The 16,162-nt window shown below is 64.9% G+C and carries 16 protein-coding genes and 7 tRNA genes; 10 read left to right on the forward strand and 13 right to left on the reverse strand.

Features of this window, described 5'->3' with window-relative positions; all coding sequences use genetic code 11:
• Positions 1–10: 10 nt before the first annotated feature.
• Both MRBLST15_RS00865 and MRBLST15_RS00870 read right to left on the reverse strand, forming a co-directional pair.
• On the reverse strand, positions 11–577 hold the full coding sequence (locus tag MRBLST15_RS00865) for a GNAT family N-acetyltransferase (protein WP_414716127.1): 567 nt from the start codon (positions 575–577) through the stop codon (positions 11–13).
• 81 nt (positions 578–658) lie between these two features.
• Positions 659–744, reverse strand: a tRNA-Leu gene (locus MRBLST15_RS00870).
• 140 nt (positions 745–884) lie between these two features.
• Here MRBLST15_RS00870 and MRBLST15_RS00875 point away from each other — a divergent pair.
• On the forward strand, positions 885–1,265 hold the full coding sequence (locus MRBLST15_RS00875) for a response regulator (protein WP_265952901.1): 381 nt from the start codon (positions 885–887) through the stop codon (positions 1,263–1,265).
• 9 nt (positions 1,266–1,274) lie between these two features.
• On the opposite strand, the gene MRBLST15_RS00880 is transcribed toward MRBLST15_RS00875, so the two are convergent.
• On the reverse strand, positions 1,275–2,231 hold the full coding sequence (locus tag MRBLST15_RS00880) for an SOS response-associated peptidase family protein (RefSeq protein WP_367784689.1): 957 nt from the start codon (positions 2,229–2,231) through the stop codon (positions 1,275–1,277).
• A 78-nt stretch (positions 2,232–2,309) separates the two neighbouring features.
• On the opposite strand from MRBLST15_RS00880, the gene MRBLST15_RS00885 reads away from it, so the two are divergent.
• Complete coding sequence (locus MRBLST15_RS00885) at positions 2,310–2,726, forward strand: GNAT family N-acetyltransferase (RefSeq protein WP_312704325.1); 417 nt, start codon at positions 2,310–2,312, stop codon at positions 2,724–2,726.
• A gap of 63 nt (positions 2,727–2,789) precedes the next feature.
• Here MRBLST15_RS00885 and MRBLST15_RS00890 read toward each other — a convergent pair.
• The 7 genes from MRBLST15_RS00890 to MRBLST15_RS00920 all read right to left on the reverse strand — a co-directional run bounded on the left by MRBLST15_RS00890 (position 2,790) and on the right by MRBLST15_RS00920 (position 4,166).
• Positions 2,790–2,865: transfer RNA gene (locus MRBLST15_RS00890), tRNA-Glu, on the reverse strand.
• 49 nt (positions 2,866–2,914) lie between these two features.
• Positions 2,915–2,990 (reverse strand) — tRNA-Ala (locus tag MRBLST15_RS00895).
• 44 nt (positions 2,991–3,034) lie between these two features.
• Positions 3,035–3,110, reverse strand: a tRNA-Glu gene (locus tag MRBLST15_RS00900).
• Positions 3,111–3,159: 49 nt separating this feature from the next.
• A tRNA-Ala gene (locus tag MRBLST15_RS00905) sits at positions 3,160–3,235 on the reverse strand.
• 183 nt (positions 3,236–3,418) lie between these two features.
• Positions 3,419–3,494: transfer RNA gene (locus MRBLST15_RS00910), tRNA-Glu, on the reverse strand.
• 53 nt (positions 3,495–3,547) lie between these two features.
• A tRNA-Ala gene (locus MRBLST15_RS00915) sits at positions 3,548–3,623 on the reverse strand.
• Positions 3,624–3,767: 144 nt separating this feature from the next.
• Positions 3,768–4,166 carry a MerR family transcriptional regulator gene (locus MRBLST15_RS00920; protein ID WP_265952897.1) on the reverse strand — a complete coding sequence of 133 codons (399 nt, stop codon included), beginning with the start codon at positions 4,164–4,166 and terminating at the stop codon, positions 3,768–3,770.
• Positions 4,167–4,349: 183 nt separating this feature from the next.
• Here MRBLST15_RS00920 and MRBLST15_RS00925 point away from each other — a divergent pair, with 183 nt between their 5' ends.
• The 8 genes from MRBLST15_RS00925 to MRBLST15_RS00960 all read left to right on the forward strand — a co-directional run bounded on the left by MRBLST15_RS00925 (position 4,350) and on the right by MRBLST15_RS00960 (position 14,363).
• The gene (locus tag MRBLST15_RS00925; RefSeq protein WP_367784692.1) at positions 4,350–5,417 is read left to right on the forward strand and encodes a GlxA family transcriptional regulator; all 1,068 of its coding nucleotides are present in this window, start codon (positions 4,350–4,352) and stop codon (positions 5,415–5,417) included.
• An 85-nt stretch (positions 5,418–5,502) separates the two neighbouring features.
• Positions 5,503–6,306 (forward strand): redoxin family protein, encoded by an 804-nt coding sequence (locus tag MRBLST15_RS00930; RefSeq protein WP_367784694.1) that lies wholly within the window; start codon positions 5,503–5,505, stop codon positions 6,304–6,306.
• A 30-nt stretch (positions 6,307–6,336) separates the two neighbouring features.
• Positions 6,337–7,179, forward strand: a complete 843-nt coding sequence (gene dsbG / locus MRBLST15_RS00935; RefSeq protein WP_265952895.1) for a thiol:disulfide interchange protein DsbG — start codon at positions 6,337–6,339, stop codon at positions 7,177–7,179.
• 521 nt (positions 7,180–7,700) lie between these two features.
• A complete protein-coding gene (locus MRBLST15_RS00940; protein ID WP_367784697.1) occupies positions 7,701–9,143 on the forward strand; it encodes a DcaP family trimeric outer membrane transporter in 1,443 nt (480 codons plus the stop codon).
• A 78-nt stretch (positions 9,144–9,221) separates the two neighbouring features.
• A complete protein-coding gene (gene adiC / locus MRBLST15_RS00945) occupies positions 9,222–10,574 on the forward strand; it encodes an arginine/agmatine antiporter (RefSeq protein ID WP_180167379.1) in 1,353 nt (450 codons plus the stop codon).
• A 20-nt stretch (positions 10,575–10,594) separates the two neighbouring features.
• Positions 10,595–12,883: an Orn/Lys/Arg decarboxylase N-terminal domain-containing protein gene (locus tag MRBLST15_RS00950; protein ID WP_367784699.1), complete on the forward strand. Its 2,289-nt coding sequence runs from the start codon at positions 10,595–10,597 to the stop codon at positions 12,881–12,883.
• Positions 12,884–12,911: 28 nt separating this feature from the next.
• Positions 12,912–13,814: a cation diffusion facilitator family transporter gene (locus tag MRBLST15_RS00955; protein WP_367784701.1), complete on the forward strand. Its 903-nt coding sequence runs from the start codon at positions 12,912–12,914 to the stop codon at positions 13,812–13,814.
• A 114-nt stretch (positions 13,815–13,928) separates the two neighbouring features.
• Entirely contained in the window at positions 13,929–14,363 is a 435-nt protein-coding gene (locus MRBLST15_RS00960) for a RidA family protein (protein WP_367784703.1), read from the forward strand.
• Positions 14,364–14,449: 86 nt separating this feature from the next.
• Here the strand turns inward: MRBLST15_RS00960 and MRBLST15_RS00965 are convergent, their stop codons facing one another.
• From MRBLST15_RS00965 to MRBLST15_RS00975, 3 genes are read right to left on the reverse strand one after another with little or no spacing between them, the layout of a single operon-like run.
• Positions 14,450–14,674, reverse strand: coding sequence for a hypothetical protein (locus tag MRBLST15_RS00965; RefSeq protein WP_032975245.1), 225 nt, complete (start codon positions 14,672–14,674; stop codon positions 14,450–14,452).
• Positions 14,659–15,372 carry a glutamine amidotransferase gene (locus MRBLST15_RS00970; RefSeq protein ID WP_265952888.1) on the reverse strand — a complete coding sequence of 238 codons (714 nt, stop codon included), beginning with the start codon at positions 15,370–15,372 and terminating at the stop codon, positions 14,659–14,661. Before MRBLST15_RS00970 ends, MRBLST15_RS00965 begins: the two co-directional genes overlap by 16 nt.
• On the reverse strand, positions 15,369–16,142 hold the full coding sequence (locus MRBLST15_RS00975; protein ID WP_367784706.1) for a YggS family pyridoxal phosphate-dependent enzyme: 774 nt from the start codon (positions 16,140–16,142) through the stop codon (positions 15,369–15,371). The genes MRBLST15_RS00970 and MRBLST15_RS00975 overlap by 4 nt, the downstream gene beginning before the upstream one ends.
• Between the last annotated feature and the right edge of the window lie 20 nt (positions 16,143–16,162).

Here is a 16,162-nt window from a genome sequence, read left to right on the forward strand (position 1 = left end):
CCAGCGCGGCCTATGGGGCGGCGCGGTCGTCGCCCTGGCCGCCATGCAGCTGCGGGTGAGTGCGCGCATACATCCAGAAGTCGCGCGGCTGCCCACGGACATGGCGATAGGACCGCAGCAATCCCTCGCGTTGCATGCCCACGCGTTCGAGCACGGCAATGGATCGCAGGTTGCTGTCGAGCACGGTGGCCTGGATGCGTACGCAACCAAGTGCGGTATGCGCCCAGGCGACGACCGCCCGCGCAGCTTCGGTCGCCAGCCCGCGTCCCTGGTGGGCAGGGGACAGGTCGTAGGCCAGTTCGGCGCGGTGGTGCTCCATGTCGATGTCGTTGAGGCCGACGGTGCCCAGCAGCTGGTCGTCACTGTCGAGGATCGCCCAGCGGCGGCAGCGTGTGGTGTGCGCAGGGTCGACGATCTGCCGCCGCAAAGCCTCTACAGAGACATCGCCCCAACTAGTGTGCTCGACCGCGCCTGGCAGCGACAGATAGTACGACCAGGCGACCGCGTCCTGCAGGGCCAGTTCGCGCAGATGCGCCGGGAACGCTGGAGGAAGGATGGGAGAGGAGTGCACTGCCATCGCTGCAGTGTCGGCGGCGTCGGTCGGGCAGGGCAAGGCCGGAAACGACAAAGGCCAGGTCGTAGACCTGGCCTCTGATCGTGGTGCCGGTGAAAGGACTCGAACCTTCATGGGGTCACCCCCGGCTGATTTTGAGTCAGCTGCGTATACCATTCCGCCACACCGGCAGCAGCGGGCTAGTGTACCCGAGCCCGGCGGGCGTTCATAGAGGTGCGGGCGAACGGGGCCGAAATGGCGTCGAATTGTCGGTATCGGCTGGCTGCTGGCTATACTGTGAAGGCTTAACAGGCACGGGAGCGATAGCGCTATGGCAGCGTTGCAGGACCTGCGGGTGCTGGTAGTTGAAAACGACGAGATGAGTGCGGCCCTGCTGCAGATGCAGCTGGTGCAGTCCGGCGCTCTGGTCGTCGGCCTGGCCGCGTCCGTTGCCGAGGCGCTGCGCGTGTTGGAAGAGACCGCTCCTGACGTGGCCCTGCTGGATTACCGTTTGGCCCGCAACGAGACCAGTGAGCCGGTTGCTGCGGCGCTTACGGCGCGTGGTGTGCCGTTCGTGCTCGCCACCGGCATGGCCGCTGAACAACTGCCGGTCGCGATGCAATCCGGCGTGCTGCTGATCAAGCCCTATCTGTCCGTTGATCTGTCCAAGGCCCTGGTCCGCGCCGTTGGGCGTTCCAGCGCCAACGCCTGATCCCGCCGCTCAGGCGGCTTCCTCGTAGACGTAACGGATGTCCTCGCGGTCGTCGAGGATGGCGTACTGCGCAGCCAGATCATCCGGGTCCGGGTTGAGCCAAGCGTCCAGATGCTCGGTGCGGATCGGCAGTACTCCCCGGTCATGGCCGGCAGCGGCGACATCGATTGACGGTCCATCGGTGATGGTGGCGAAAGACAGCAGGCGTCCTTCCGGACCGTCCCATTCCGCCCACAGGCAGGCCAGCAGCAGGTCGCGCGGCGGGTCGGGGCGGAATTCCAGCACCACATCCTGCGCCTTCTCGTCGTTGTGCAGGCTGCGGCCGGCAATGGCATGGCGAGGTACGTGCTCGTAGAACGCCTGTACCACCACCACGCCGTGGCGCAGCCCGAAGGCCCCGCGCCAATAGCCTTCCAGGCTGTCCCGCCGTGCGTTGTAAGTACCTGGGTAGAGCGCATCGTTGCGCGCGGGTTTGTCCGGCAGCCGGCATTGATAGCGCATGGGCTTGATCACGCGCCGGCCATTCTCGCTGACCATCACTGGTGCGTATGTGCCGGGGAAAATACGGCTGTCACGCGGCAGTAGCTGTTCCCGATGCAGGTCGTCCAGCCGTGCCTGCGCGCGGTCGATGCGGTTGCCGGCAACGCGCAGGTCATTGCGCGCCTTCTGCGTGGGCCGGGTGGCCAGGGTCGCATTGGCGATGTCGCGACGTTCAAGCTGACGTTCCAGTTCGGCCTGCAGCTGCTGCCGCTCCTGTGCATGCCATTGCTGGATCTTCGCCACGATGTCGCGGCCCAGTTCGGTGCGCGCCCCCGCAAATCCGTCGTCCATGGCTTTCGGCGTCTTCGGCCGCTTCTTGCCTGGATCATGCGCGTAGAGTTCGGCGAATTCCTCCAGGGAGAGGACGGCGCCGAACTCGCGCACCAGCTTGGCGTAGTCGGCGCGGATCAGGGCGGAATAGCACATGGGACTCTGCCGGAAGATGGGTCGCGGCGATTGCGACGCGGATGCGGCAGGATAGCTCGACCTTCCAGGAGACGTTGCATGAATGATCCAGAGACGATCCAGTTCCGCCAGGCGGTGCCGACGGTCGAAGACTACTGCCAGCTGCGTGCACTGGCCGGCCTCAGTGCAAAGACCCATGAGGCGGCGACGCGGGCATTGCCCAACACTGTCTTCGGCGTCTGTGCCTACCAGGGCAGCGAGCTGGTAGCGATGGGTCGGATCATCGGCGATGGCGGTTGCCATCTGCAGGTCTGCGATATCGCTGTGCTGCCCCGTCTGCAGGGGCGGGGCCTGGGCAAGGCGGTGATGCAGCATCTGAGCGACTGGATGCAGGGCAACCTGCCGCCGTCGGCGTATGTGAGCCTGTTGGCCGATGGCGAGGCACATCGGCTGTATGCGCAGTTTGGCTTTGCGCCGACCGCGCCCGCCTCGATCGGCATGTATCGCCGGTTCTGATCTGCGGTCATCCGGGAATCGCAGGCAAAGAAAAACCCCGGCCGAGGCCGGGGTTTCAAAGATTGGCGTCCCCACGGGGATTCGAACCCCGGTCGCCACCGTGAAAGGGTGATGTCCTAGGCCTCTAGACGATGGGGACGCACGAAAAACTTCAAGTTGTAGAACTTTCGACGGCCTAATGCCGAAAGTGGTGGAGCCAAGCGGGATCGAACCGCTGACCTCCTGCATGCCATGCAGGCGCTCTCCCAGCTGAGCTATGGCCCCATGAAACGTCGGATTCCTGCTGGGAGCAGGGTCCTTTTTGAAACTGGCGTCCCCACGGGGATTCGAACCCCGGTCGCCACCGTGAAAGGGTGATGTCCTAGGCCTCTAGACGATGGGGACGCACGAAAAACTTCAAGTTGTAGAACTCTCGACGGCCTAATGTCGAAAGTGGTGGAGCCAAGCGGGATCGAACCGCTGACCTCCTGCATGCCATGCAGGCGCTCTCCCAGCTGAGCTATGGCCCCGTGTTACCGAGCCGCCTATCATACCTGCCTGTTCACATTTGTGGAAGCTTTTTTTGAAGCTTTTTCATCGAATCGTTCATTGCCACAAGGGCAGGGAGCGTTCCGACGCCACAACCTGAATGCCGGTGGGCGGTGAACAAAAAAGACCCGGTTATCGGCCGGGTCCTCGTTGTTCATGATGAGTGGCGTCCCCACGGGGATTCGAACCCCGGTCGCCACCGTGAAAGGGTGATGTCCTAGGCCTCTAGACGATGGGGACGCAGATCTCATCAATGTTCTTTGCGACCTTTCGACGGCCTAATGCCGAAAGTATGGTGGAGCCAAGCGGGATCGAACCGCTGACCTCCTGCATGCCATGCAGGCGCTCTCCCAGCTGAGCTATGGCCCCACGTCGCTGAGGAGCGAAATAATAGCTGTGCCCCCGGGGGTTGGCAAGCGCTTTGTTGCACTTTTCTTCACGTAGCGCGCGCGATGGCGCAGCTGCGTTTTCCGCATGCGGGGCAGCACGGGTATCGATGCAGAAGCGAAGGGTTCAGCGGTCTTCGCCGATCAGCGCAGCCAGGATCGGGCACTGGTCGAGCGCGCCATGTCCGGGACAGGCATCGACCAGCTGGGACAGGGCGCCATGCATGCGCTGCAGCTCTGCCATCCGCAGTTCGATGTCCTGCAGGCGTATCCGCGCGGTGTCACGCACGCTGCCCATGTCCTGCGGAGGATGGTCACTGAGGGAAAGCAGTTCACCGATCTCATCGAGACTGAAGCCCAGCGCCTTTGCCCGGCGGATGAAGCGCAGACGGCGCAGGTCCTGCTCGCCGAAGATGCGGTAGCCACCTGCCGAGCGCGCAGCAGTGGGCAGAAGCCGCTGACGTTCGTAGTAGCGGACGGTGTCGATGGGGACGCCTGCCTGGCGTGCCAGTTGACCAATGTTCACGGCGGACTCCTCGGGACCTGCCGCGCATAGTCATCCCTGGACTCTGGTCAAGAGTCAAGGCTTCGCCGGCGCCGCCTATTCAGCACACTTTGCAACTTTCTTCATAGCCCTCGGGGCAAGGCAGTTCCTACCCTGCGCCTGAACCGGCCGCTCGACGGCCTGAACCGGAAGAGGAGGTGGGGAGTGGAGGGAATCAGGAACGAGGGATTCGTCGAGGTTGCGGTGGTTGAATACCCCGGAGGCGACCCGTCGGCTGCATCGGTTCTTGCCGAAATGGCGCACGTCGCCAATCGACTGGCGCAGCAGCAACGGCGGCCCTGCAAGCGGGTGCTGGTGACCCGCTGGATCGTGCCCGCCAGCAATACTGGTGTGCATCGTATTGCCGGTGCCGAGATGCTGGACGCGGCCATTCCTGCGGTGATCGCCTTGCCAGGGCAGGTCAGTTCCGGCGCGTCGGTGCGTGCCGAGGACGTTCTGCTGGATTGGTTGCGGGCCCACTACGACGGCGGCAGCCTGCTGGCCGCCGCAGGTGACGGTGTCAGTGTGCTGGCGCGGGCCGGTCTGCTGACGGGGCGTACGGTTTCCGGCCCTGACCTCAACCGGCATCCGGCGCTGCAGGTGCAGGTCGGTAGCTGGGCGCCCAGTGAGCGGGCGCTCGTCGATGATGGAGATCTGCTTACCGTGGGCGGCGCCCAGGCGTGGCGCTTCCTTGGCTTGCGCCTGCTGTACCGGCTGCACGGCCAGGGCGTGGCCAGCGCGGTGGCACAGCAGTTGGGCATCGTGGTGCCGGTCGGCATCCAGCAGGATCTGGAGCGATTCAGTGCCAACTTCGCCCACGGCGACCGTGACGTGCTGAAGGCGCAGCGCTGGTTGCATACCACGGCTGCACGTGGGGCCACGCTGGGGGCGATCTGTGAGATCTCGGGATTGGAGCCGCGTACCCTGCAGCGTCGTTTCCTGAAGGCGACCGGGCTAAGACCCATCGAGTACTGCCAGCGACTGCGCGTGGCCAAGGCGCAGACGTTGCTGCAGCATGGCGCCAGCATCGACGAAGTTGCCTGGGGTGTGGGTTACGCCGATCAGAGCGCATTCCGCCGGCTGTTCCTGCGTATTGTCGGCATGACGCCCGCCAACTATCGCCGCCACGTCAGCAGCAAACGCCGCGACCGACCATTGACGCCTGCCGTGGCCGGCAGTCTGCGTGGGCTGAGTGTCCCGTCGGGCGCGCAACTGGGTCGCAACGCTGCTTGATGAACGAGGTCGAGCGCGTCGTGCTTGCATCGCGGGCTCGACGCTTTGACCATGCCGGTCTGTGCAGGCGAGCGCGGGTGAGCTGATGTCGAGTGTTGGGCCGGTGCCGATGCCGGTGGTACTGATTCTGATCTTCCTGTTGCTGGCGATGGCCATTGCGCGGATCTGGTCGCGTGGCGAGCGCGGCCAAGCCCGGCCGCCCGCGGCTGGAATGGTGCTGGACATGTTGCTGGTGGGACTGCTGTGTGGCCGGCTGTCCTTCGTCGCAGCGCATTTCAGCCTCTATCGTGAAGCGCCCTGGAGCATGCTGCAGATTGCCGATGGCGGGTATCACCTGCCCGTTGTCGTTGGCGCTGGATTGGCCTGGGCGCTGTGGCGGCTGCGCAGGCAGCGCCCGTTGCGGGCGCCGGTGCTGGCAGGTGCGCTGGTTGGGTTGTTGTTGTGGGGCGGGGCAAGCCAGGGGCTCGCGTACTGGCAGGCAAAGCAGATGCCACTGCCGACGCTGCAGGTGGCCGACCTGAAGGGCGGGGCGATTGACCTGCAGCAGTTTCATGGCAAGCCGCTGGTACTGAATCTGTGGGCCAGCTGGTGTGGCCCGTGCCGCCGGGAGATGCCGGTGCTGGCGACGGACCAGCAGAAACATGCCGATATCCAGTTCGTCTTCCTCAACCAGGGCGAGACCCCTGGGGAGGTCCAGACCTTTCTTGCCGCTGAACACCTTTCGCTGGGCAACGTCCTGCTGGATGAGGCTTCCGCTGCGTCGACCACGCTGGACGTCCGGGCTTTTCCTTCCACGCTCTTCTTCGATGCGCAGGGGCGGTTGCAGGAGCTGCATCTCGGCGAACTGACCCAAGCCGGTCTTGAACACAAACTGCGCCGGCTGCGGTAGCCTGCGCTGGCATCCCACTACGGAGTTTCCATGTTGTCGATTTCCCCGCGCATCGCGCATACGCTGATGCTGCCGGCCATGCTGGCGCTGGCTGCCTGCAGCCAGGCACAGACCCCGCCGGGCAAGGATGCCGCTGCACCGGCAACGGCTTCGGCATCGGTAGCCGCCAAAAAGGGTGAGTTGCCGGCTGTCCTGAAGGGCATCGAGAAGCACGGCTTCGAGGTGGTCTCTGAATTCGATGCGCCGGGCGGCCTGCGTGGCTTTGCCGGCATGGTCGGCGGCCAGCAGCCGGCGGCGGCTTACGTGACCGCCGATGGCAAGCATGTGCTGGTGGGCAGCCTGTTCGACGCCGAGGGCAATGAAGTTGCAGCCGAGACGTTGGAGAAGCTGGTTGCCGCGCCGATGTCGGCCAAGATGTGGAGCAAGCTCGAGGCCAGTGCCTGGGTACGCGACGGCAAGGCCGATGCGCCGCGTGTGGTGTACACCTTCAGTGACGCCAACTGTCCGTATTGCCACAAGTTCTGGGAGGCGGCACGGCCTTGGGTGGATGCAGGAAAGGTGCAGTTGCGCCACATCATGGTCGGCGTGATCCGCGAGGACAGCCCGGCCAAGGCGGCGGCGATCATGGCCGCACGCGATCCCAGCGCCGCACTGCTGGAAAACGAGCATCAGTTCGATCGAGGTGGCATCAAGCCGCTGCCCAACATCAGCCGGGAGATCGCTGGCAAGCTGGATGCCAACCAGGTGCTGATGGTGGAGATGGGCTTCCAGGGTACGCCGGGCATCCTGTTCCAGGATGCGCAGGGCCAGGTGCAGCGACGTGCCGGCCTACCGCAGGGCAACGATCTGCAGGCGGTACTCGGCCCACGCTGAGGCATCCCGGCATGCTGTAGTGAGCGACAGGCCCGCATGGCAACGTGCGGGCCTGTTGCTTTCTGCGACATTCCCGGCGATGAGGGCTGCGCACGTCGTGAACAGATGTCACGTCTGAATCGTGACTGACATCAAGCATTTCGCTTTGATCCCAATCAAGGCCAAAAACGACAGTCGAACTAGCCTTGGCGCATGGAATACAGCGTCACTGCGCAATGGATGCCGCATACGTCACGCCCTCGAGAGGACGTGCGCGCAATGCCATTCACGACACTCTCACCCAGCGCTTGTTACCCAGTCCGCTGCGGTCGCCACCCCTTCGGCAGCACTGCTGCAGTGGGAGCGACTCCGGCGCAGTGTTGGCAATCGGGACAGCGTCATTGCCCTGTTGCCTGCAACGCGCAGGCTGGCGACGGTCGTCCACGCAGTAACTGCATTTCCAGCAACGGCTCGTTGAGGTCGGGGCAGCGCTCGCGCGCTGCCAGGGCAGACAGCGGGAGTTCCAGTCCAGGGAGGATGCAATGCGCTTGGCGGTACTGAGTCTGGGGTGTCTGGCGGCGATGGCAGCGATGCCGTTGCATGCACAGGAGGATGCGCAGGCGTTGCGTCGGGAGATCGACGCGATGCGGCAGACGCTGGAAAGCATGCAGCAGCGCCTGGACCAGCTTGAACGGCGCGAACAACGTGCGGCTGCGGCTCCCGTTGCCGCGTCGTCGCCGATGCCCGCAGCAGCGCAGTCGACCCTGAATGTGCCAACCACCAGTGGGATCCTTCACCCCACCCAGGTGCCTGGCGTTGCGCAGCCGGTGCTGCCACAGCGTGAATCGGTGGCCGATCCTTCAACGGCGGCTTCGCGTCCAGACAGCGCCGCCGGCCCCACCGATCCGGACCTGAAAGGCTTCTTCGCCATTCCCGGCACCGACACCGTGATCCGCATTGGCGGCTATGCCAAGCTCGATGCGATTGCGGATTCGCGCGGGGCAGGGGACGAGGATCAGTTCATTCCTTCGTCGATGCCGGTGGGCGGCAACCATCGGGATGTTTCGAACTTCAACATCCACGCCAAGCAGACGCGTTTCAGCTTCGAGGCGCGGCGGCCGACCACGCACGGCAACCTGCGCTTCTATCTGGAGAATGATTTCTTCGGCAGCAGCGATGGCTATGAATTCCGTCTGCGCCATGCCTATGGCCAGCTGGGCAACACCTACGCGGGCTATGGCTATTCCAGTTTCATGGATCCGGACAGCCTGCCCGACACGCTGGATTTTGCGGGCCCCGGCGGCGCCGGCTACCTGCCCGTGGCCGGCATCCATCACAGCTTTGCGCTGGGCAAGGGCAACACCCTGACGCTGGCCGCCGAAGACCCGGATACCGAGCTGGCTGGCGCCAGCGAGGCGATGGCGGCAGTCAATCGACTGCCGGATGTGAGTGCCATCGCGCGCATGGAGCGCGACTGGGGTCACCTGCAGCTGGGCGTCGTGGCGCGCAATCTGGCCTACGACGGCGATGTCCGTCGTGACCGCGTCTTTGCCGGTGGCGCGCAGCTCAGTGGCTCGGCCTCGGTGGGGGACCGCGATCTGCTGCTGTTCGGCGCATTGGGTGGCCGCGGCCTGAGCCGCTACACCGCCGACCTCACTGGCTCCGGTCTGGATGCCGTGGTAGGGGCCGATGGCCGCATCGATGCGCTGGACCTGCACGGTGGCTTCGTCGGCTACACCCATTACTGGTCGGATCTGTGGCGCTCGAACCTGATCTACGGACAGCTGACCCTGGAACGCAATGCAGCGCTGCCGACCGATGCATTCCGGCAAAGCCGCTACGGCGTGTTCAACCTGATCTGGAGCCCGGCACCGTCGTGGACGATGGGCATGGAGCTGCTGTACGGCCGCCTGCAGCAGCAGGGTGGAGCGCGCGGCGACACGGTCCGGGTGCAGGGCAGCCTGCAATACAACTTCATCAAGTAGGCGCCAGCGGCAGTACGCCAGCGCAGCCATTCCCCACGCCCGGGTCGACCGGGCCCATGCCAGGTACAGGAGATTGTCATGGCAGAAGCAAAGAAAATCGGGGTGGTCGGAGCCACCTTCCTCGTCGCCGGCAACATGATGGGCTCAGGGGTGTTCCTGCTGCCCTCCAGCCTGGCCAAGATCGGTACCGCCTCGATATGGGGCTGGCTGATCACCACGGCCGGTGCGCTGCTGCTGGCCTTCGTGTTCGCCAAGCTCGGCAAGCTGGCACCCAAGGCGGGCGGCCCGTACGCGTATGCGCGCGATTGGTTCGGTCCCTACATGGGCTTCCAGACCAACACCATCTACTGGTTCGCCAACTGGATCGGTAACGTGGCCATTCCCATCGCGGCGGTGGGCTACTTCAGCTACTTCTTCCCGATCCTGTCCGAGCCGCTGGTGCGCTGCATCGCGGTGCTGATCCTGGTGTGGGCGCTGAGCTTTGCCAACATGATCGGCCCGGCATTCGTCAGCCGCGTGCAGACGGTCACCACCAGCTTCGCGCTGGTGCCGATCCTGGGCATCGCCATCTTCGGCTGGTTCTTCTTCGATGCCGACATCTTCAAGGGCGCCTACAACGTGTCCGGCGAATCGAACTTCGGTGCGATCTCCAGTGCCGCGGCGTTGACCCTGTGGGCCTTCATCGGCGTGGAGTCGGCGTCGGTGACGGCAGGCGTGGTCGAGAATCCGGAGAAGAACGTGGCCCGCGCCACCCTGGCCGGTGTGTTCCTGGCCGCCATCGCCTACATCGCCAGCTCGTCGGTGATCATGGGCATGGTGCCCAACGGCGAGCTGCAGGTGTCCGACGCACCGTTCGCGCTGGCAGCGGCCAAGGCCGTAGGTGGTTGGGGTGGAGCGCTGGTCAGCCTGTGTGCCTTCGTCGGTGCCGCCGGCTCGCTGGGCGGCTGGATCCTGCTGACCGCGCAGAGCGCCAAGGCGGCCTCCGATGATGGCCTGTTCCCGAGCATCTTCAGCAAGACCAACAAGGACGACGTGCCGGTCAAGGGCGTGCTGATCGTGGCCGTGCTGATGACCCTGGCGGTGCTGGTGACCTCCACCTCGAAGACCGCCTCGGCCCAGTTCGACGTGATCACCTCGGCAGCGGTGGTGCTGACGCTGCTGCCGTACATCTACTCGTGCGTCGCCTGCTATTTCGTGGTGGAACGTTCGCACACGCTGGTGCACACCGGTGCGTTCTGGACCCTGACCAGCCTGACGGTCGTGTACTGCCTCTGGGCGATCTATGGCTCGTCGGGAACGATCGTGCAGTACGCCTTCCTGTTCGTGCTGTTCATCACTGTGTTCTATCCCTTCTTCAGCGAGGAGCGTCGCCAGCAGCGGCAGCGTTCCCGCGAGGCGGCGGCGATTTCGGCCGGCGCGCAGCGTTCCTGAGTTAGACAAGGAGAATCAACGTGTATTTCAAGTCCCTGGATTATCCGGTCATCGTCATTGATGGTGACTACGATTCGCCGCGCATCGGCGGCATCCTCATCCGCGCGCTGGTGGAAGAACTGCGCAGCAATGACCAGCGCGTGCTGTGCGGCCTGAACCTGGATGATGCCCGTGCCGGCGCCCGCACCTACGTGGCTGCCTCGGCGGTGCTGATCTCGATCGACGGCAGCGAGGAGGTCGATGGCGAGTTCCTGCGCCTGACCGCCTTCCTGCGCGAACAGAGTGCGCGCCGCGCCAATCTTCCGGTGTTCCTGTATGGCGAACGACGCACCATCGAGAAGGTGCCGAGCAAGCTGCTCAAGTACATCCACGGCTTCATCTTCCTGTTCGAAGACACCAAGAGCTTCATCTCGCGGCAGGTGATGCGAGCAGCCGAAGACTACATGCAGAACCTGCTGCCGCCGTTCTTCAAGGCGCTGATCCATCACGCCGCCGAGTCGAACTATTCCTGGCATACGCCGGGCCATGCCGGTGGTGTGGCCTTCACCAAGTCACCGGTCGGGCGCGCCTTCCACCAGTTCTATGGTGAGAACACGCTGCGCAGCGATCTGTCGATTTCAGTGCCGGAACTGGGCTCGCTGCTGGACCACACCGGCCCGATCAAGGATGCGGAGAACGAGGCCGCGCGCAACTTCGGTGCCGACCACACCTTCTTCGTCACCAACGGTACGTCGACGGCCAACAAGATCGTGTGGCACGGCACTGTGGCCCGCGGCGACGTGGTGTTCGTTGACCGGAACTGCCACAAGTCGCTGCTGCATTCGTTGATCATGACCGGTGCGGTGCCGGTGTATTTCACGCCCAGCCGCAATGCACACGGCATCATCGGGCCGATCAGCCTGGACCAGTTCACTCCGGAAGCACTGCAGCAGCGCATCGCCGCCAATCCGCTGGCCAGCCAGGCCTACCAGGCCGGCTCCAAGCCGCGTATCGCGGTGGTGACCAACTCGACCTACGACGGCCTGTGCTACAACGCCGAGAAGATCGCTGAAGAGATCGGCAGCGCGGTCGACTTCCTGCATTTCGACGAGGCCTGGTATGCCTATGCCGCATTCCATCCGTTCTATGAAAATCACTACGGCATGGCCAAGGGCAAGCCGCGCGAGCAGGATGCGATCATCTTCACCACCCATTCGACCCACAAGCTGCTGGCGGCGTTCTCGCAGGCGTCGATGATCCATGTGCGCAACTCGGCCAGCCGCGACCTGGATGCCGAGCGCTTCAACGAAGCGTTCATGATGCATACCTCGACCAGCCCGCACTACGGGGTGATCGCCGCGTGCGATGTGGCCTCGAAGATGATGGAGGGCGATGCCGGTCGTTCGCTGGTGCAGGAAATGCATGACGAAGCGATCGCCTTCCGCCGTGCGATGCTGCACGTACGCGACGATCTGGGCCGCGATGACTGGTGGTTCAGCGTGTGGCAACCGACGAAGGTCGAGCGCAGCCTGGACAAGGGCGATACGCCGGCGCCGCTGGTCGCCAAGCGCGAGGAATGGTACCTGCAGCCCGATGCGCATTGGCACGGGTTCGAGAACCTGGTCGATGACTATGTGCTGATCGATCCGATCAAGGTGACCCTGCTGACGCCGGGCCTGTCGATGGACGGCAGCATGGGCAAGCTTGGCATTCCGGCTGCAGTACTTAGCAAGTTCCTGTGGGGCCGCGGCATCACCGTGGAGAAGACCAACCTGTACTCGGTGCTGTTCCTGTTCTCGATGGGCATCACCAAGGGCAAGTGGAGCACGCTGGTTACCGAACTGATGGCGTTCAAGGAGCTGTACGACCGCAACGCGCCGCTGAGCCAGGCCTTGCCGTCGCTGGCCGCCGATTATCCCCACGCCTATGCCGGCTGGGGCCTGCGTGACCTGTGCGATGCACTGCATGCGTTCAACCAGGAGTTCGCGGTCGCCAAGGTGATGCGTGAGATGTATGTGGACCTGCCGACACCGGTGATGAATCCGGCCGATGCCTACAACCATCTGGTGAAGGGCGAGATCGAGCGGGTCGACATCGAGCAGATCAGTGGCCGTATCGCTGCGACGATGCTGGTGCCGTACCCGCCGGGCATCCCGACGATCATGCCGGGCGAGCGCTTCGGCGACCGCGACGAGCCGATCATCCAGTCGCTGCGCATCGCCCGCGAGCAGAACGCGCGCTTCCCGGGTTTCGAGTCGGACGTGCATGGCCTTATCATCGAGCGCGATGGCGACGTGCCGTCCTACAAGGTGGAGGTGCTGAAGGCCTGAGCCGGTACGGTCGGCCCTTCGGCGAACGATGGATACCGCGCGCGAGCAACGCATCCTGAAGTTCTCGATCGGGGTCACCGTGGCGGTCAGCGCGGTCGGCTTCATCGGTGGCCTGCTGGTGGGATCGCAGGCCATCCTGTTCGACGGCATCTACAGCCTGGTCGACGTAGCCCTGACCCTGGTGTCGTTGTCGGTGCTGCGGCTGGTGGCGCGGGAGCACAGCCCGCGCTTCCAGTACGGCTATTGGCACCTGGAGCCGATGGTCGAGGCGCTGGGCGGAGTGATCCTGTCGTTGGCCTGCGTGTATGCGCTGGCCAACGCGGTGATTGGATTGACCACCGGCGGGCACGAAGTGAAGTTCGGGCCCGCCCTCTGGTGGGCGGCGCTGCTGAGTGCCAGCAACCTGGGCATGGCCGCGTTCGTGGCCCAGCGTGCGCGCAGGTTGCACTCGGCATTGCTGTGGCTGGATGTGCGTGGCTGGCTGCTGGGTGGATTGATGAGCCTGGCGGTGGTGCTGGCCTTCGTGTTGGCGCTGGCGCTGCACGGTGGGCAGTGGCACCACTGGGTGCCTTATCTGGATTCGATGGTGCTGGCGTTGATCAGCCTGGCGGTGTTGCCGGTGCCGGCGCGCAGTGCGTGGAAGGCGATGCGGGAAGTGCTGCAGGTGGCACCCGATGACCTGGACGAGCGCGTGCAGCAGGTGATGCAGGCGTTCGTGGCCGAGCATGGCTATGCCGGCTTCACCAGCCATGTCGCGAAGATGGGGCGGATGCGGTTCATCGAAATCCACATCCTGACCTCGCCGTCGACCCCACTGGGCACGGTAGGCGAGGTGGATGCGATGCGCGATGAGATCGCGGTGCGGATGGACGCGCGAGGCAGCACGTTCTGGCTGACAATCGATTTCACTGCGGACCCGGCGTGGACGTGATGTTGTTGCTGCCGATCATTGCGCGTGGTGGACCGCTCTGTTGCATGCAATGGGTTTGACCTCAACAGCAGTTGAGGTCGCAGACTGCCTCGCATTCCCCACGAGGCATGCGATATGAACCTGCTGACCACTCCGGACTTCAGCCATGGCCTGCTGGATCTGTTCGATCCCCCCGGCCTGCACGATCCCAGTGCCAACGGATATTCGCATGTGGCGGTGGTGCGACTGCCGGCGCGTGTGATCCACATCGCTGGTCAGGGCGGCGAAGACGACCAGGGAAACCTGTCGCCCGGTTTCGAGGAGCAGGTGTCGCAGGCACTGGACAATCTGCAGACCGCGCTGCGCGCGGCCCATGCGGACCTGACCGATGTTGCGCGACTGCGGATCCTGGTGGTCGACCACGATGAGGATCGCCTGGGCATCATCGCCCGCCAGGTGCGGCGACGCTGGGCCAATCGCCAGGCACCGACCTGCACGCTGATTCCGGTGCCGCGGCTGGCGTTGGACGGAATGCTGTTCGAGATCGAGGCCGAGGCCTACAGCGCCTAGCGCAGGTAGTACTCCACCGGCACCACCCGTTCCTGTCGCGCCTCCGCCAGCGCGCTGCGGCGATGGAAGCAGCATCCCCAGCGGGGTCAGAGGTCGCGGTACTGGATCTGCGCGGCCAGCACGCGCAGGCCATCGGCGGTGCTGGAGAGGATGCGCTCCTCGCCGATTCCCTTCTGCCGTTGCAGGGTGAAGCCTTCGGCAGCGGGCAGGCGTGCGGCGATGGCATCGATGCGTTGCAGCGCGTTGGGACCGTCGCAGTCGACATGGCCCCAATGGATGCCGTTGTGCTGGATGGTCAGGCGGTAATGCATGGGCGGATCTCCGGAAGATCGTGCAGCCACTGATGGAACATCGCGGTCGCGGCGGCGGCGAGGGGGCCGCCATAGCGTCGGGCGTGCGCGCGCAGGTCGATGGGATCGATGCCAGCTTCGGCCAGTTCCAGTGCATGGCCGATCAGCCAGCGCTCGAACTGGCGCGCGTCCAGTTCGGGATGGCATTGCAGGGCGAGGGCGTGGTGGCCGATGGCAAAGGCCTGGTGGCGACAGGCGGGCGTGCTGGCGAGGCGGCGTGCGCCCACCGGCAGTTCGAAGGCTTCGCCATGCCAGTGCAGCACCGGGATACCCTGCAATGCCTGCAATGGTGAGCGTTGGCCTTCATCGGTGAGCAGCAGCGGCGCGAAACCAATTTCCTTGCCACCGGTGGGGGCGACGTCGGCGTTCAGTGCGCGCGCCATCAACTGGGCGCCGAGACAGATGCCGAGCGTCGGACGCTGCTGCTGCAGCCGACGCTGCAGCAATGCGATGCTGTCGGCGAGGAACGGATAGGCGGCTGCATCGTTGACGCTGATCGGACCACCCAGCACTACCAGCAGATCGGCATCTTCGGCGTCGTCGAGTGCATCCACGCCTGCCTGCAGGACCTTCACCTGCCACCCTTGCGCGAGCAGCAGCGGCTGCAGGGTGCCGAGGTCTTCAAAGGCCACATGCTGAAGAGCAACGGCGCGCTTCATGCCGACGCTCCCGGGGCGGGCCAGTAGAAGCTGTCGGGCGTGGAGCGGGCACCGAAGATCGCCTGGCCGACACGGACGACGGTGGCGCCTTCCTCGATGGCGACTTCAAAGTCACCGGACATGCCCATCGACAGCTGCGACAGGTCGAGGCCAGCCGGCGCCGTCTGCTGCAGCTGGTCGCGCAGCTGCCGCAGGCGCACGAAGCAGGCGCGCACCCGTTCCACCTCGGGAGTGAAGATGGCCAGGGTCATCAGGCCGCGCACGCGCAGGCGGTCGAAGGCGGGCAGCTGCTGCACGAAGTCGGCCACCGCGGCCGGCTCCAGGCCGTACTTGCTGGGCTCGGCCGAGGTGTTGACCTGTACGAACACCTCCAGCGTGCGGTCCTCCAGCAGCAGCCGCTGCTGCAGCGCCTCGGCTACGCGCAGGCTGTCCAGCGCCTGGAACTCGCTGGCGAAGCGTGCGACGTAGCGGGCCTTGTTGGTCTGCAGGTGGCCAATGACCGACCAGTGCACGCCCAGGTCGGCCATGGACTCGGCCTTTCGCTGCGCTTCCTGCACCTTGTTTTCGCCCAGCTCGTGGCAACCGGCGGCTACGGCCATGCGGATGCGTGCTTCATCGACGGTCTTGCTGACCGGCAGCAGGCGCACGCTGGCCGGATCACGACCGGCGCGGGCACAGGCGCTGGCGATGCGCTGGCGAACGGTGGCCAGGTTGGCGGCGATCTGTTCGACGGACTGGGCGACGGGCCAGTCGGCGGGGGCGAGGGACATGGGGCACCTCCGGTGCGGGG

Origin of the sequence: Stenotrophomonas sp. LST15-1-1.1, assembly GCF_040815575.1 — a bacterium.
GTDB classification, from domain to species: Bacteria; Pseudomonadota; Gammaproteobacteria; order Xanthomonadales; family Xanthomonadaceae; genus Stenotrophomonas; species Stenotrophomonas lactitubi_B.

Excerpts from the sequence above, each read along its gene's own strand:
- MRBLST15_RS00970 (WP_265952888.1), bottom strand. The coding sequence starts at position 15,372 with ATGAAGCGCGCCGTTGCTCTTCAGCATGTGGCCTTTGAAGACCTCGGC.
- MRBLST15_RS00975 (WP_367784706.1), bottom strand. The coding sequence starts at position 16,142 with ATGTCCCTCGCCCCCGCCGACTGGCCCGTCGCCCAGTCCGTCGAACAG.
- MRBLST15_RS00880 (WP_367784689.1), bottom strand. The coding sequence starts at position 2,231 with ATGTGCTATTCCGCCCTGATCCGCGCCGACTACGCCAAGCTGGTGCGC.
- adiC (WP_180167379.1), top strand. The coding sequence starts at position 9,222 with ATGGCAGAAGCAAAGAAAATCGGGGTGGTCGGAGCCACCTTCCTCGTC.
- dsbG (WP_265952895.1), top strand. The coding sequence starts at position 6,337 with ATGTTGTCGATTTCCCCGCGCATCGCGCATACGCTGATGCTGCCGGCC.
- MRBLST15_RS00885 (WP_312704325.1), top strand. The coding sequence starts at position 2,310 with ATGAATGATCCAGAGACGATCCAGTTCCGCCAGGCGGTGCCGACGGTC.
- MRBLST15_RS00865 (WP_414716127.1), bottom strand. The coding sequence starts at position 577 with ATGGCAGTGCACTCCTCTCCCATCCTTCCTCCAGCGTTCCCGGCGCAT.
- MRBLST15_RS00965 (WP_032975245.1), bottom strand. The coding sequence starts at position 14,674 with ATGCATTACCGCCTGACCATCCAGCACAACGGCATCCATTGGGGCCAT.
- MRBLST15_RS00960 (WP_367784703.1), top strand. The coding sequence starts at position 13,929 with ATGAACCTGCTGACCACTCCGGACTTCAGCCATGGCCTGCTGGATCTG.
- MRBLST15_RS00955 (WP_367784701.1), top strand. The coding sequence starts at position 12,912 with ATGGATACCGCGCGCGAGCAACGCATCCTGAAGTTCTCGATCGGGGTC.
- MRBLST15_RS00930 (WP_367784694.1), top strand. The coding sequence starts at position 5,503 with ATGTCGAGTGTTGGGCCGGTGCCGATGCCGGTGGTACTGATTCTGATC.
- MRBLST15_RS00875 (WP_265952901.1), top strand. The coding sequence starts at position 885 with ATGGCAGCGTTGCAGGACCTGCGGGTGCTGGTAGTTGAAAACGACGAG.
- MRBLST15_RS00940 (WP_367784697.1), top strand. The coding sequence starts at position 7,701 with ATGCGCTTGGCGGTACTGAGTCTGGGGTGTCTGGCGGCGATGGCAGCG.